At 59.7% G+C, this 14,050-nt stretch carries 14 protein-coding genes; 11 read left to right on the top strand and 3 right to left on the bottom strand.

Annotated elements, in window-relative coordinates; all coding sequences use genetic code 11:
- Positions 1 to 80 precede the first annotated feature (80 nt).
- From BR48_RS0122930 to BR48_RS0122920, 3 genes are read left to right on the top strand one after another with little or no spacing between them, the layout of a single operon-like run.
- Complete coding sequence (locus tag BR48_RS0122930; RefSeq protein WP_036815354.1) at positions 81 to 689, top strand: DUF1285 domain-containing protein; 609 nt, start codon at positions 81 to 83, stop codon at positions 687 to 689.
- A complete protein-coding gene (locus BR48_RS0122925) occupies positions 686 to 1,327 on the top strand; it encodes a CoA pyrophosphatase (RefSeq protein ID WP_027233449.1) in 642 nt (213 codons plus the stop codon). Before BR48_RS0122930 ends, BR48_RS0122925 begins: the two co-directional genes overlap by 4 nt.
- Positions 1,324 to 2,595 (top strand): CCA tRNA nucleotidyltransferase, encoded by a 1,272-nt coding sequence (locus BR48_RS0122920; protein ID WP_027233448.1) that lies wholly within the window; start codon positions 1,324 to 1,326, stop codon positions 2,593 to 2,595. Before BR48_RS0122925 ends, BR48_RS0122920 begins: the two co-directional genes overlap by 4 nt.
- On the opposite strand, the gene BR48_RS0122915 is transcribed toward BR48_RS0122920, so the two are convergent.
- Positions 2,596 to 2,778, bottom strand: a complete 183-nt coding sequence (locus tag BR48_RS0122915; RefSeq protein WP_027233447.1) for a DUF1059 domain-containing protein — start codon at positions 2,776 to 2,778, stop codon at positions 2,596 to 2,598. It lies immediately after the preceding gene.
- 127 nt (positions 2,779 to 2,905) lie between these two features.
- On the bottom strand, positions 2,906 to 3,820 hold the full coding sequence (gene hemF, locus BR48_RS0122910; RefSeq protein WP_027233446.1) for an oxygen-dependent coproporphyrinogen oxidase: 915 nt from the start codon (positions 3,818 to 3,820) through the stop codon (positions 2,906 to 2,908).
- A gap of 156 nt (positions 3,821 to 3,976) precedes the next feature.
- On the opposite strand from hemF, the gene BR48_RS0122905 reads away from it, so the two are divergent.
- Together BR48_RS0122905 and BR48_RS0122895 are read left to right on the top strand one after the other, a co-directional pair.
- Entirely contained in the window at positions 3,977 to 4,249 is a 273-nt protein-coding gene (locus BR48_RS0122905) for a hypothetical protein (RefSeq protein ID WP_027233445.1), read from the top strand.
- 233 nt (positions 4,250 to 4,482) lie between these two features.
- Positions 4,483 to 5,586: an ABC transporter substrate-binding protein gene (locus BR48_RS0122895; RefSeq protein ID WP_027233444.1), complete on the top strand. Its 1,104-nt coding sequence runs from the start codon at positions 4,483 to 4,485 to the stop codon at positions 5,584 to 5,586.
- Positions 5,587 to 5,647: 61 nt separating this feature from the next.
- Here the strand turns inward: BR48_RS0122895 and BR48_RS0122890 are convergent, their stop codons facing one another.
- Complete coding sequence (locus BR48_RS0122890; protein ID WP_027233443.1) at positions 5,648 to 6,103, bottom strand: tRNA (cytidine(34)-2'-O)-methyltransferase; 456 nt, start codon at positions 6,101 to 6,103, stop codon at positions 5,648 to 5,650.
- A 324-nt stretch (positions 6,104 to 6,427) separates the two neighbouring features.
- On the opposite strand from BR48_RS0122890, the gene BR48_RS0122885 reads away from it, so the two are divergent.
- The 6 genes from BR48_RS0122885 (at position 6,428) to BR48_RS0122855 (ending at position 14,014) form a co-directional block, all read left to right on the top strand.
- A complete protein-coding gene (locus tag BR48_RS0122885) occupies positions 6,428 to 8,275 on the top strand; it encodes an ABC transporter ATP-binding protein (RefSeq protein ID WP_027233442.1) in 1,848 nt (615 codons plus the stop codon).
- Positions 8,276 to 8,545: 270 nt separating this feature from the next.
- Positions 8,546 to 10,396 (top strand): ABC transporter ATP-binding protein, encoded by a 1,851-nt coding sequence (locus BR48_RS0122875; protein ID WP_027233441.1) that lies wholly within the window; start codon positions 8,546 to 8,548, stop codon positions 10,394 to 10,396.
- Positions 10,397 to 10,584: 188 nt separating this feature from the next.
- Positions 10,585 to 11,148, top strand: a complete 564-nt coding sequence (gene petA, locus BR48_RS0122870) for a ubiquinol-cytochrome c reductase iron-sulfur subunit (RefSeq protein WP_027233440.1) — start codon at positions 10,585 to 10,587, stop codon at positions 11,146 to 11,148.
- A 21-nt stretch (positions 11,149 to 11,169) separates the two neighbouring features.
- Entirely contained in the window at positions 11,170 to 12,468 is a 1,299-nt protein-coding gene (locus tag BR48_RS0122865) for a cytochrome b N-terminal domain-containing protein (RefSeq protein WP_027233439.1), read from the top strand.
- A gap of 29 nt (positions 12,469 to 12,497) precedes the next feature.
- On the top strand, positions 12,498 to 13,361 hold the full coding sequence (locus BR48_RS0122860) for a cytochrome c1 (RefSeq protein WP_027233438.1): 864 nt from the start codon (positions 12,498 to 12,500) through the stop codon (positions 13,359 to 13,361).
- Positions 13,362 to 13,468: 107 nt separating this feature from the next.
- Positions 13,469 to 14,014, top strand: a complete 546-nt coding sequence (locus tag BR48_RS0122855; protein ID WP_027233437.1) for an adenine phosphoribosyltransferase — start codon at positions 13,469 to 13,471, stop codon at positions 14,012 to 14,014.
- The last annotated feature ends 36 nt before the right edge of the window (positions 14,015 to 14,050 follow it).

Below are 14,050 nucleotides of genomic sequence, written 5' to 3'. Positions count from 1 at the left end.
GACTCTAAATCACTATGACATGCTGACAAGCGGTCCAACGGTGACTATTTCGTGACGGGTGGAGAAAAAAGGTCAGGGCTATGGCAGTGCATGAAACCAGTGTGCGCGATACGGCGGGACTTGAGGCGCTGATCTCGCGGGCCGCTGCGCAGGGCAAGGGTCTGCCACCGGTCGACCGCTGGAATCCTGAGTTCTGCGGCGATCTCGATATGGAGATCAAGGCCGACGGCACTTGGTTCTACATGGGAACGCCGATCGGCAGACAGCCTCTCGTGCGCCTGTTTTCGACGGTCCTGCGCAAGGATGCCGACGGAAAGACCTATCTCGTCACCCCGGTGGAAAAGGTCGGGATCCGCGTCGAGGATGCGCCCTTCCTTGCGGTCGAGCTCAATGTTTCCGGCTCCGGCGACGATCAAGTCATGACCTTCCGCACCAATGTCGGCGATGTTGCCGAGGCGGGCGCCGAAAACCCGCTTCGCTTTGTGGTCGATGCCGAGAATGGCGGCCTGAAGCCATATTTGCTGGTGCGGGGGCGGCTCGAGGCATTGCTCGCCCGGGCCGTGATGTACGATCTCGTCAACCATGGCGAAGATATCGTTGTCGACGGCAAGTCGATGTTCGCGGTTCGCTCCAGGGGCGCTGTCTTTCCGATCATGCCGTCGGGCCAACTCGAAATGCAAAGTCGATGACCTCAGCCGACCCGCTCGATGAGGGGTTTTCGGCCCGCGCGTTCGCACATCGCGTCGCGCTCAAGGGCAATGAGCGGCTCGACGACGACCATGGCGATCACCGGCTCAATCCGGGCCTCGATGCGCTGATTGCCGCAAAACCGCTGCGCGATGCGGCGGTGCTCGTCCCTATCGTTGACCGCGGTGACGAGGCAAGCGTCATTCTCACATTGCGCACGACCAGCCTGCGCAAGCACTCGGGCCAGGTGGCGTTTCCGGGAGGCGCCATCGATCCCGAAGACGATTACGAGCCGGAAAAGGCGGCGCTGCGCGAGGCGCATGAGGAAATCGGGCTCGAAGGCCGTCATGTCGAACTGCTCGGCCGCCTGCCGCGCTATTTGACTACCACTGGATACTCGATCATTCCGGTTCTTGGCCTTGTCCACCCGCCTTTCGAAATCGCAGCCAATCCGGACGAGGTTGCCGATGTATTCGAGGTGCCGCTGTCGTTCCTGATGAACCCGGCAAACCATCGCCGCGAAAGCCGCATGTGGCAGGATCAGGAGCGGTTCTACTATACGATGCCGTTCGGCGATCGCTTTATCTGGGGCGTGACGGCCGGCATCATTCGTACTCTTTATGAAAGGCTCTATTCTTGAGCGATATAAAGTCCATTTCAGGCAAGGCGCCGTGGCTTGCCAACGAGCAATTGCAAGTTCTGTTGGCAGCGCTTTCGGTCGGGGACGAGGGCGCCCGCGTCGTTGGCGGCGCCGTGCGCAATACGCTGCTCGGGCAACCAGTCAGCGATATTGACATCGCGACGACTTGCCTGCCTGAGGAAACGTTGCGGCGCGCGGAGGGTGCGGGGTTCAGGGCAGTCCCTACGGGAATAGCTCATGGGACGATCACAGTCGTCGCCAAGGGACGTCCCTATGAGGTGACGACCTTGCGCGCCGACGTCGAAACCGACGGGCGTCACGCGGAAGTTGCGTTCGGCAAGGACTGGCAGGTGGATGCCGAACGCCGCGACTTCACGATCAACGCGCTTTATCTCGAGGCCGATGGCGCAATCGTTGATCTTGTCGGCGGTCTTGCCGACATCGAGAGCCAGACCTTGCGCTTCATAGGCGATCCGGAACAGCGTATCCGTGAGGACTATTTGCGCATATTGCGCTTCTTCCGCTTCTTTGCGTGGTACGGGAAGGGCCGGCCCGAAACGGAGGGGCTGAAGGCCTGCGCGCGCCTCAAAGGCGGACTTTCGCGCCTTTCGGCCGAGCGCGTCTGGTCCGAACTGAAGAAGCTTCTCTCAGCGCCGGACCCGTCGCGCGCCCTCTTGTGGATGCGGCAGGCCGGTGTTCTGACGGCTGTGCTGCCGGAGACGGAAAAGTGGGGCATCGATGCCATCCACGGCCTCGTTCAGACCGAACAGGCACTCGGTTGGGAGGCCGACCCGCTTTTGCGTCTTGCCAGCATGGTGCCGCCGAACACGGAGCGGCTGGCGGAGCTTGCCGTTCGGCTCAAGCTCTCCAATCACGAGCGCGACCGCCTGGCGGCTTTTGCCGCGGCGGTGCCGCCACATCCCGAGATATCCGAGACCGGCTTTGCTAAGCGGCTCTATCGCAGCGACGTGCAGGGTATGGAGGATCGCCTGAGGCTCGCCCTTGCCTCCGCCCGTAACGATGCCACGAGTGACGATGCGGCCATGTTCCGCGCCGGCAACCTGTCGCGCCTTCTGGATTACCTCAAGGATTATGCGCGGCCGAAATTTCCCTTATCCGGCGGCGACCTCGTGACGGCGGGCCTTTCGAAGGGTCCTGATGTCGGCAAGGTGCAACGCGCGCTCGAGGATGAGTGGATCGAGTCCGGGTTCAGCCTCGAGCGCGATGAACTGCTGGCGAGAATTCCCCACCATGCGGGAAAGGCCTGATCAGGCGGCTTTACCCTTTTCGGGCTGGATGTTTGCCTTGATCGTTTCGAGCATGGATTCGCGAATGACCGTTTCACCATGGGTTTCGCGCAAGTGCTCGCTGGCGCGGCGGATGATTTCAGCTTCGGTTTCGTGACGTGTATGCCACTGGCAACCGGGAACAATGCAATGAAGTTCTTTCATGGCTTTCTCTCCCTGTTGTGAGCCCGCAAACATATGCTTGACGCGCTCGATCAGGCGCGGACAATCAACCGCGCCAAGGAAGCATGTTAACGCATCATTCCTGTTTTTGATCCCTCAAATTTCCCGTTCATGGCCATTTGACCGCCGGCGGCATCGAAGAAAGGATCGAATCCACGTTCCCGCCTGTCCTGAGGCCGAAGATCGTGCCGCGATCATAGAGAAGGTTGAACTCGACGTAGCGGCCGCGACGCACCAGTTGTTCCTGGCGATCGGCGTCGGTCCAGTCCTTGTTGAAGTTCTGGCGCACCAAATAGGGATAGACCACCGAAAAAGCCCGGCCGACATCGCGGGTGAAGTTGAAGTCGGCATCCCATCCGCCGCTCTCGTCCGACGAATGCAGCCAGTCATAGAATATTCCGCCGGTACCACGGGGTTCCTTGCGATGCGGCAGGTAGAAATATTCGTCGCACCAGGCCTTGAACTTGTCATAGTCGGCAACGGCGGAATGCTTGTCGCATACGAACTTCATCGCCTTCTGGAAGGCGACCGTGTCCGCGTCCTCCTGGCTCCGCTTGCGATCGAGCACCGGCGTCAGATCGGCGCCGCCGCCGAACCACTGGCGGGTCGTCACCACCATACGCGTATTCATGTGAACCGCCGGCACGTAGGGGCTTTGCGGATGTGCGATCAGCGAAATGCCGGACGCCCAGAAGCGCGGATCTTCATCGGCGCCGGGTATCTGCTTGCGGAATTCCGGCGAGAACTCGCCGTGAACCGTCGAAATGTGGACGCCGACCTTCTCGAAGACCCGGCCATGCATGAGCGACATGATGCCGCCGCCGCCCTTGCCATCGTCACGTTGCCAGGGCGTCTGCTCGAAGCGGCCAGCGGCGCGATCCGACAGAGGGCCTTCCAGTTCGTCCTCCAACTGTTCGAACAAGGCGCAGATCTTGTCACGGATCTCCGTAAACCAGGCTGTGGCTGCGGCTTTCTTGTCGTCGAGTGCATCGGGAAGAGTGGCGGGAATGTCAGGGCGGTCCATGGCAAAGAATCCTTTGTTTATGCGGACATATCACAACATCGAAAAGACAAAGGGAAGGGGCGTTTACTCAATCCGCCGATCTCCAAAAAATGACTCGTTTTCCGCAACAACACTGCATAAGTTTACAGTGTAAAGCGTTGAGTGAGGGCTCAAAGAATGGTCTCCAAAGCGCCCAGGTCGCAATTCCCCAAGCCACCGCTCGAGGGCTTGCGCAAGCAGCTCAAGGAAAGCCGCCGCGACGCCGGCCAGCAACGCGGCGCGTTCGTTCGCGAAAGCTTCCGCCTGCCGCGACTGGCAGCCCGTGAAAAAGCCCGCGAATGGTTCGAGCAATTCCCAAAAGCCGCCTATTGGACCGAGATCGAAAGCTGGCAAGAGCGGCCGGGTGATATCATCGAATTTACAATGCGCAGGTTGCCCAACGCGGATTAGCTTTTGGTAAGAGGAGCGCCAAAACTGTCGATTCAGCAATAAAATTGATGATATTTTTCAAGAAATTGATTGATATGGTCGAAAATCGCCGCGAGTTTGCAAGATTTTTCAATTTTTCGTCAGTAGGCGCCAAAATCCAAGCAATCGTTGCTGACAGCCATTTCCAAAGTCACTAGAACTCTGCCCAGCCCCGGACAGTCGTTCGGATGCACAAAAAATCCAAGGAGGAAACTATGCGCTTATCGTTGATCTCTGGCGTGGCGTTGGCTGCCGTCATGGCGATGACGTCGTTCGCCAAGGCCGATATCGTCGTCGGCATTATCGCGCCGGTCACCGGTCCTGTCGCCGCCTACGGCCTGCAGGTGAAGAATGGCGCCGAAAGCGCTGCCGAGGCCATCAATGCGGCGGGCGGCATCAAGGGCGAAAAAATCGTCACCAAGATCTTTGACGATGCGGGCGAACCCAAGCAGGGCGTGTCGGTCGCCAACCAGGTCGTCGGCGAAGGCATCAAGTTCATCGTCGGACCGGTAACGTCGGGCGTTGCCATGCCGGTATCGGACGTTCTTGCCGAAAACGGCATCATCATGGTCACGCCGACCGCGACAACGCCGGATCTGACCACACGCGGCCTCGAAACCGTGTTCCGCACCTGCGGCCGCGACGACCAGCAGGCCGATGTTGCCGGCAAGTACATGCTCGACAACTTCAAGGACAAGCGCATCGCCATCGTCTACGACAAGACGCCCTACGGTACCGGCATCGCCAATGGCCTTAAGTCGGTTCTCAACAAGGGCGGCGTCACAGAAGTCGTCTTCGAAGGCATCAATGCCGGCGAAAAGGACTACAGCGCTCTCATCACCCGCATCAAGTCGGAAAAGGCTGATGTGATCTACTTCGGCGGCTATCATGCCGAAGGTGGTCTGATTGCTCGCCAGTTGCATGATCAGGGCGTCAAGGCCCAGATCATCGGGCCGGACGGTCTTTCGAACACGGAATACTGGGCAATCGGCGGTGACGCTGCAGCCGGCACGCTGTTCACCAACAGCGCCGACCCCACGAAGAACCCAGCCGCCGCCAAGGTCGTCGAGGCTCTCCAGGCGAAGAACATCCCGGCGGAAGCCTTCACGCTGAATGCCTATGCGGCCATGCAGATCATCGCGGGCGGCATCGAGAAGGCAGGTTCGGTCGAGCCGACGGAAGTCGCAGCAAAGATCAAGTCGGGCGAGCCGCTTTCGACCGTCGTCGGCGACCTGACCTACTCGAGCACCGGCGATCTCACCACGCCGGCATTCGTCTTCTACAAGTGGGAAGGCGGCAAGGCCGAACAGATCAACTAATTCTGTCCGACTGAAAACCCAAGGTCCGCCGGTCAGAAATGGCCGGCGGATTCGCTTTTTTTTAAGCTTGAAATTGCCGCAGTGCCTCAGCTGCGGCGATGGCCGCGGACAGCGCAAGGTTGAGCGAGCGCGCGCCCTCGACCATCGGAATGATCAACCGCGCATCGGCGGCTTGATGGACTTCATCGGGAACGCCGGCGGATTCGCGTCCAAACAGCAGGATGTCGCCGGGTTCAAAGGCGAACTTCGTATAGGGCACCGCAGCTTTCGTCGAGAAGAGCAGCAGCCGCCGTTTTGCGGCAAGCCGCCACGCCTGAAAATCCGCCCAGCTGGCATGACGCGTCAACGCCGCCTGTTCGAGATAGTCCATGCCCGCACGCTTCAACGCCCGGTCGGAAAGGTCAAAACCTGCAGGCTCGATCACATCGACCGCGATCCCGAAACAGGCTGCCATACGCAGTATCGTTCCGGTATTGCCTGGAATGTCCGGCTGATAAAGGGCGATGCGAAGGTCCACTGATGCGTTGGTCAATACTTACGGCTCCATTGCGATGGCCTCTCGCCTTTTGCGTTCATAATCGCTATAGGAAGCAAACCGCAACGCTAACTTGGAGGTGTCGATGCCAAAATTGATGCGACTTCTTCCAAACTGGACGATGTCCGGTTGCCTTTGCGGTTGCGTGTCGGTTCTCCCTAATTAGAAATTTCGTCTTTACGACAAGAGCCGCAAACCGCCGATCTTCGCGTTTGCAGGTGTTTTCCATGTTTGTCCCAAGCAGTATCCCAACGACCGGCTCGCGGTCCGCTACCGTGATCAGGACAGGTGTTTACGAGGTTGAAAATGTTTCGCTGGTTTGAAGAGAGGCTCGAACCATTTCCGCCAGCCGAGCCCAGTGAGCCACCCAGATCGCTCGTGGCGTTCTGCCTGCATTATACGCGCGGCGTGTGGCCATTCATCGCCGTCATGGCCGTTTGCACAGCCCTGATCGCCGTGCTCGAAGTGTCGATGTTCGCCTTCATGGGCAATATCGTCGACTGGCTGTCGAACCACTCGCGCGAGACCTTCCTTTCCGAAGAGGGCTGGAAGCTGGCGCTGATTGCCGGCGTGATCCTCATCGTCATGCCCGGCATCGTCTTGATCGATTCGCTCGTCATCCATCAAACGCTGCTTGGCAACTATCCGATGCGTATCCGCTGGATGGTGCATCGCTACCTGATCCGCCAGTCGATGACGTTTTTCCAGGACGAGTTTGCCGGGCGCGTCTCGACGAAGCTGATGCAGACCTCGCTCGCGGTGCGCGAAGCGGTGATGAAGCTGCTCGACGTTCTCAACTATGTCATCGTCTATTTCAGCGGCACCCTGATCATCGCGGCAGCGGCCGACCTTCGGCTGATGCTGCCATTCGTCGTCTGGCTCGTCGCCTATATCGGACTGTTGCGCTACTTCATTCCGAAAATCCGCATCATTTCGGAACGGCAGGCTGACGCCCGTTCGACCATGACCGGCCGGATCGTCGACAGCTATACGAATATCGCCACGGTCAAGCTCTTCTCGCACTCGAAGCGCGAAGAAAGCTACGCGCGCGAAGGAATGGAGGATTTTCTCGGCACCGTGCATCGCCAGATGCGCATGGTGACGAGCTTCCACTTCTGCCTCTATGCCATGAACTGTCTCCTGCTGTTTTCGGTGGGCGGCATCGCCATCTGGCTGTGGCTCGACTCGGCCATTTCCGTCGGCGCCGTTGCCGTCGGGATCGGATTGGTCCTGCGCCTCAACGGCATGTCGCAGTGGATCATGTGGGAAATGTCCGCCCTGTTCGAAAATATCGGAACGGTGGAAGACGGTATCACCTCGATTTCGCTGCCGCGCCTGGTGCCGGACGTTGCGAATGCGCCCGAGCTCGTCGTGAAATCGGGCGCGATCACTTTCGACGCCATCGGCTTTCACTACGGCAAGGGTGCGGGGATCATCGACAAGCTCTCGCTGGATATCCGGCCCGGCGAAAAGATCGGCGTCGTTGGCCGCTCGGGCGCCGGCAAGTCAACGCTCGTCAACCTGCTGCTGCGCTTTTACGACCTCGAGAGCGGGCGCATTTTGATCGATGGTCAGGACATTTCGAAAGTCTCCCAGGATTCGTTGCGGGCGAATATCGGCATGGTCACACAGGATACATCGCTGCTGCACCGGTCGGTGCGCGACAATGTGCTCTATGGCCGACCCGATGCATCGGATGAGTTGATGCGGCAGGCCGTGCGCAATGCACAGGCCGATGGCTTTATCGAGGAACTGACCGATCCCAAGGGCCGCCGGGGTTTCGAAGCTCATGTCGGCGAGCGCGGCGTCAAGCTTTCCGGTGGTCAGCGCCAGCGTGTCGCCATCGCTCGAGTCATGTTGAAGGACGCACCGATCCTGATCATGGACGAGGCGACCTCGGCGCTCGATTCCGAAGTCGAGGCAGCGATACAGGACAATCTTTATCGGCTCATGCAGGGAAAGACCGTCATTGCCATCGCCCATCGCCTTTCGACCATTGCGGCGCTTGACCGCCTTGTCGTGATGGACAAGGGCAAGATCGTCGAGAGCGGCAGCCACGACGAGCTCATCGCCGCAAACGGGATTTATGCCGGCCTTTGGGCGCGCCAGTCCGGCGGGTTCCTCGGGCTCGACGATCAGGAAGCGGCGGAGTAGGGCTGATTTCCTGCTCCCACCTGGGGGGAGGGTGGCTGCGCAGCAGCCGGGAGGTGACTTGCTTGACTTTGTTTAAGCCCGACTTCTGATCAAGCCCCCACCCCGAACCTGCGGTTCGACCCTCCCCACAAGGGGGAGGGTGAGAAGCCAAGCCATGAAGAGTTTTCGGTAACCGAAGTTTAATTTGACGCATCGCGGGACTCAACCGATGGTGGCCCTTCGCCCATTGGTTTCATCATCGTGATGATTTTTCAACGCAATGCAGGTTGAATGACACGCCTTTACCGCCTGTTCGAGAGCTGGGTCGATCCCTATGCCAGTGCGCCGGCGGAACGGGTTCCGAACCAGTCGCTCGCCTTCATGTGGTTCTATGTGCGGCAGGAGAAATATGTTTTTCTGGCGATGCTCGTTTGCGGCGGGCTGATTGCCCTGTTCGAGGCCGGGCTCTTCTGGTTCGTCGGCAAGATCATCGATATTCTCGCCTCCACCGATCGCGTCGAAGGCTGGCAGGGTATTATCGACCGCCACGGTGTCGCGCTGCTTTTGATGCTGCTTGCTGTGTTTCTTGGGCGAACGCTCGTGCTTTCCCTTGCTGCCCTCGTCGAGGAGCAGGCGATCGTGCCGGGTTTCAACAATCTCGTCCGCTGGCAGGCTCACAGCGTCGTCTACCGGCAGAGCCTTGCATTTTTTCAGAACGATTTTTCCGGCCGCATCGTTACCAAGGTCTGGGCTGCCGGACAGGCGCTTGGCGATTTCATGGTGACGCTGCTGCAGGCAGTGTGGTTCAGCCTTGTATACTGTGCGACGACACTCTTTCTCATCGGCCGCCTCGATTGGCGGCTGGCTTCAGTCGTCGGCGTGTGGCTCGTCGTTTTCGGCTTCACCGCCCGCTATTTCCTGCCGCGCGTGCGCAAGGCGGCGCGCGATACGGCCGAAACGAGCTCGCTGGTCATGGGCCGGCTCGTCGATGGCTACAGCAATATCCAGACGCTAAAGCTGTTCGGCACCACACAACGCGACGATGCCTATATGCGCCGCGGCATGGATCGCTGGCTCGTCGCGATCATGTCGCTGACGCGGGGTCTGAGCGGCATTCGCATTTCGCTCGCCAGCACAAGCGGGGCGATGATCTGCGTCGTGGCGGCGCTTTCGATCGATCTTTGGCTGAAGGGCGAGATTTCGTCCGGCGAGGTCGCCTTCACGCTGGGTCTTGTGCTGCGGCTCAGCATGCTCCTGACGCGCATGATGGCCAACCTCAATGGCTTGCTTCGCAACTACGGCACGATCCAGAATTCCATGGAACTCCTCGCGCGCCCCGTCAGCGTCGTCGACAAGCCCAGAGCCCAGCAGCTTACTGTGACGCAGGGCGCAATCACGTTCGAGAACGTCCGATTTCACTACGAGTCGGCACGGATCGTCATCGACGATTTTTCCCTGCATGTGCGGCCGGGCGAGAAGATCGGCCTTGTCGGCCGCTCAGGCGCCGGCAAGTCGACGCTCGTCAACCTGCTTTTGCGTTTCTTTGACGTCGAAAGTGGCCGCATTCTCATCGACGGCCAGGACATCGCGAATGTCACGCAGGATTCGCTGCGCGCCCATATCGGCATGGTCACCCAGGACACGTCGCTGCTGCATCGTTCGGTCCGCGACAACATCCTTTATGGCCGGCCCGACGCTTCCGACGACATGATGCGCGATGCAGTGATCAACGCCCAGGCGGAGGCGTTCATCGACACCTTGACCGATCCCAAGGGCCGTCGCGGCCTTGATGCCCATGTCGGCGAGCGCGGCGTCAAACTATCGGGCGGGCAGCGCCAGCGCATCGCCATCGCACGCGTCATGCTCAAGGACGCGCCGATCCTCATCCTCGACGAAGCGACCTCGGCGCTCGATTCGGAAGTCGAGGCGGCGATACAGGAAAGCCTCTACCGGCTGATGCAAGGAAAGACCGTCATTGCGATCGCGCACCGCCTGTCGACCATCGCGGCTCTCGACCGCCTGATCGTCATGGATGAGGGCCGCATCGTCGAGAGCGGAACGCATGCCGAGCTTGTTGCTGCCAATGGGCTTTATGCCGGGCTCTGGGCGCGCCAGTCGGGCGGATTTATCGGGCAGGAATAAGCCGCCGGTTTATCCCTGCGACATCCTGCCCTTATGCCGCTGTCAGGCTGGACAAGCTCCTGCGACATGCTTAGAAACCACGCGATATGTTGGGGATTCCGCGGGGCTCATCTTCTTGGGCCTGTCTTCTATTATGCTGACTTCGTGGACTCTCCTGCTGCGTTGTTATTCGGAAAGGAACAGGCCCCGTGAGCGCACACGATACGACCGAGCCGACACGGCGTGACTTCCTCTATATTGCGACAGGTATGGCCGGTGTGGTCGGAGCGGGGGCCTTTGCCTGGCCCTTCATCGACCAGATGAGACCGGACGCATCCACGCTGGCAGTCTCGTCCATTGAAGTTGATGTTTCGGCTGTTCAGCCGGGTATGTCCCTCACGGTCAAGTGGCGCGGCAAGCCGATCTTCATCCGCAACCGCACGCCCAAGGAAGTTGAGGAAGCCAAGGCTGTCGCGCTCGGCGATCTCAAGGACCCGATTGCGCGCAATGCCAACCTTCCAAGCGATGCCCAGGCCACCGATGCCGATCGTACCGCTTCGAAGGAAAAGGAAAACTGGCTGGTGATGGTTGGCGTGTGCACCCACCTCGGCTGCATTCCGCTCGGACAACAGGGTGATTTCGGCGGCTGGTTCTGCCCCTGCCACGGCTCGCACTACGATACGGCCGGACGCATCCGCAAGGGACCGGCGCCGGAAAACCTGGCGATCCCGCCACTTTCTTTCATTTCCGACACCGTCGTCAAGATCGGCTAAGGTTCCACGGGGAGACACGACATGAGCGGTGGACATTCATCCTACACGCCGAACAGCGGAATCGAAAAATGGTTTGATGCGCGACTGCCGTTGCCGCGTCTGCTCTACGATTCATTCGTAGCCTATCCGGTTCCGCGCAATCTGAATTATGCCTACGCCTTCGGTGGCATCCTGGCGATCATGCTGGTGTCGCAGATCCTGACCGGCGTGGTGCTTGCCATGCATTATGCCGCCAGCACCGGCATTGCCTTCAATTCCGTCGAAAAGATCATGCGTGACGTGAATTCGGGCTGGCTCCTGCGCTACCTGCATTCCAACGGCGCTTCGATGTTCTTCCTCGCCGTCTACATCCACATTTTCCGCGGCCTTTATTACGGCTCGTACAAGGCGCCGCGCGAACTCCTTTGGATTCTCGGTGTAATCATCCTCCTCCTGATGATGGCGACGGCCTTCATGGGTTACGTGCTTCCGTGGGGCCAGATGTCCTTCTGGGGTGCGACGGTCATCACCGGCTTCTTCACCGCGTTCCCGATCATCGGCGATCCGATCCAGCAATTACTGCTCGGTGGATTTGCCGTCGACAACCCGACGCTCAATCGCTTCTTCTCGCTGCACTACCTGCTCCCGTTCATGATTGCCGGCGTCGTCGTCCTGCACGTCTGGGCGCTGCATGTGACCGGCCAGACCAACCCGACCGGCATAGAAGTGAAGTCGAAGACGGATACGGTTGCCTTCACGCCTTACGCCACCGTTAAGGATGCGTTCGGTCTCGTGCTGTTCCTGATCCTCTTCGCCTATTTCGTCTTCTACTTGCCGAACTTCATGGGCCATCCGGATAACTATATCCAGGCAGACTCGCTGAAGACACCGGCCCATATCGTTCCCGAATGGTACTTCCTGCCCTTCTACGCGATGCTTCGTGCCATCACCTTCAATATCGGCCCGATCAACTCGAAGCTCGGCGGCGTCCTGACGATGTTCGGTTCGATCGCGATCCTCTTCCTCGTGCCCTGGCTCGATACGTCGAAGGTTCGCTCGGCCGTCTACCGGCCCTGGTACAAGCTGTTCTTCTGGATCTTCGTTGCCAACGCCATCATGCTCGGCTGGCTCGGATCGCGTCCTGCCGAAGGTCTCTACGTGGTCTTCTCGCAGCTCGGAACGGCCTATTATTTCGGCTTCTTCATCATCCTCATGCCATTGCTTGGACTGGTTGAAACCCCGCGCCGACTCCCGAATTCGATCACCGAGGCGGTGCTCGCGAAAACCAAAGGTGGTGGCCGGCCGGTAGGCGTCACCGCGGCTCCGGAAACCAAAGGCTGAGAATCGTGAAGGGCTCAAGGAACTTTCCCATGAAAAAAATCCTCCTCGGTCTTGCAGCTGCCGGTCTCGGAACCATGCTGGCATTCGGAACGGTTGCGACCGCCGAAGAAGCGCATAATGCCGCCGAACCGACGCACTTCCCGATCAAGAAGCCGGAAGAGATGAACTGGACCTTTGCGGGGCCGTTCGGACGCTATGACAAGCAGCAGTTGCAGCGCGGCCTCAAGATCTACAAAGAGGTCTGCTCGGCCTGCCATTCGATGAACCTCGTGGCATTCCGTTCGCTGGCGGAACTCGGCTATAGCGATGCTCAGATCAAGGCATTTGCGGCCGAATACGAAGTGCCGGGCGAACCCAACGCCGATGGCGAGCCTACAACCCGCAAGGCTATCCCTGCCGATCATTTCCCGTCGCCTTACGCCAATCCGGAAGCGGCGGCAGCAGCCAATGGCGGCGCGGTGCCGCCGGACTTTTCTCTGATCGCCAAGGCGCGTGCGGTAGAGCGCGGCTTCCCGCGCTTTCTGATCGATATCTTCACGCAGTACCAGGAAGGCGGTCCGGACTACATCCACGCGCTTCTGACCGGCTTTAACGAAACGCCGCCGGAAGGCATGCAGATCCCTGAAGGCACGCACTATAACCCGTTCTTCATCGCCGCCAAGTCGTTGAAGATGGCGCAGCCTTTGCAGGACGGCCAGGTCACCTATGACGATGGATCGCCGCAGACACTTACGCAGTATTCGCAGGACGTTGCCGCGTTCCTGATGTGGGCGGCCGAGCCGCACCTCGAGGCCCGCAAGAAGACCGGCTTCCGCGTCATGCTGTTCCTGGTTCTCTTCGCAGGCCTCATCTATGTGGCGAAGCGCCGGATCTGGTCCGACGTCGAGCATTGACCGGATCGGTAGAATCAATTTGAGGGAAGGGCGCTATGCGCCCTTTTCTTTTGAGGGCGGGGCTGCATAGATTGTCTGCCCGCTGACAGCGCGAAGGGAACGATCAGATGGATTCAAGCCTCAAGCAGACGCTGGTTGATGCCATCCGCAACATTCCGGACTATCCGAAGCCCGGCGTCATGTTTCGCGATATAACCACACTCCTTGGCAATGCCCGCGCCTTTCGCCGCGCCGTGGATGAACTGGTGCACCCCTATGCCGGTGGCAAGGTAGATCAGGTTGCAGGCATCGAGGCGCGCGGCTTCATAATTGGTGGCGCCATGGCGCATCAACTGTCATCGGGCTTCGTGCCGATCCGCAAGAAGGGCAAGCTGCCGCGCGATACCGTGCGGATCGCCTACAGTCTCGAATATGGTCTCGATGAGATGGAGATGCACCGCGACGCTATCGCGCCCGGCGACAAGGTCATCCTCGTTGACGATCTGATCGCGACGGGCGGGACCGCCGAGGCCGCGGTCAAGCTTCTGCAGCAGATGGGCGCCGATATCGTCGCCGCCTGCTTCATCATCGACCTTCCGGAACTCGGCGGCCGCAAGAAGCTCGAGGCACTCGGCGTCAACGTACGGACGCTGGTCGCCTTCGACGGGCACTGAGCGGATTCATTGTTTTACACTTTTGTTGGCCTGCCG

It is taken from the genome of Phyllobacterium sp. UNC302MFCol5.2 (genome assembly GCF_000686005.1).
In the GTDB taxonomy this organism is placed as follows: Bacteria; Pseudomonadota; Alphaproteobacteria; order Rhizobiales; family Rhizobiaceae; genus Phyllobacterium; species Phyllobacterium pellucidum.
Note: the sequence above shows the minus strand (reverse complement) of the source record. Positions and strands in the feature narration are given on the sequence as shown.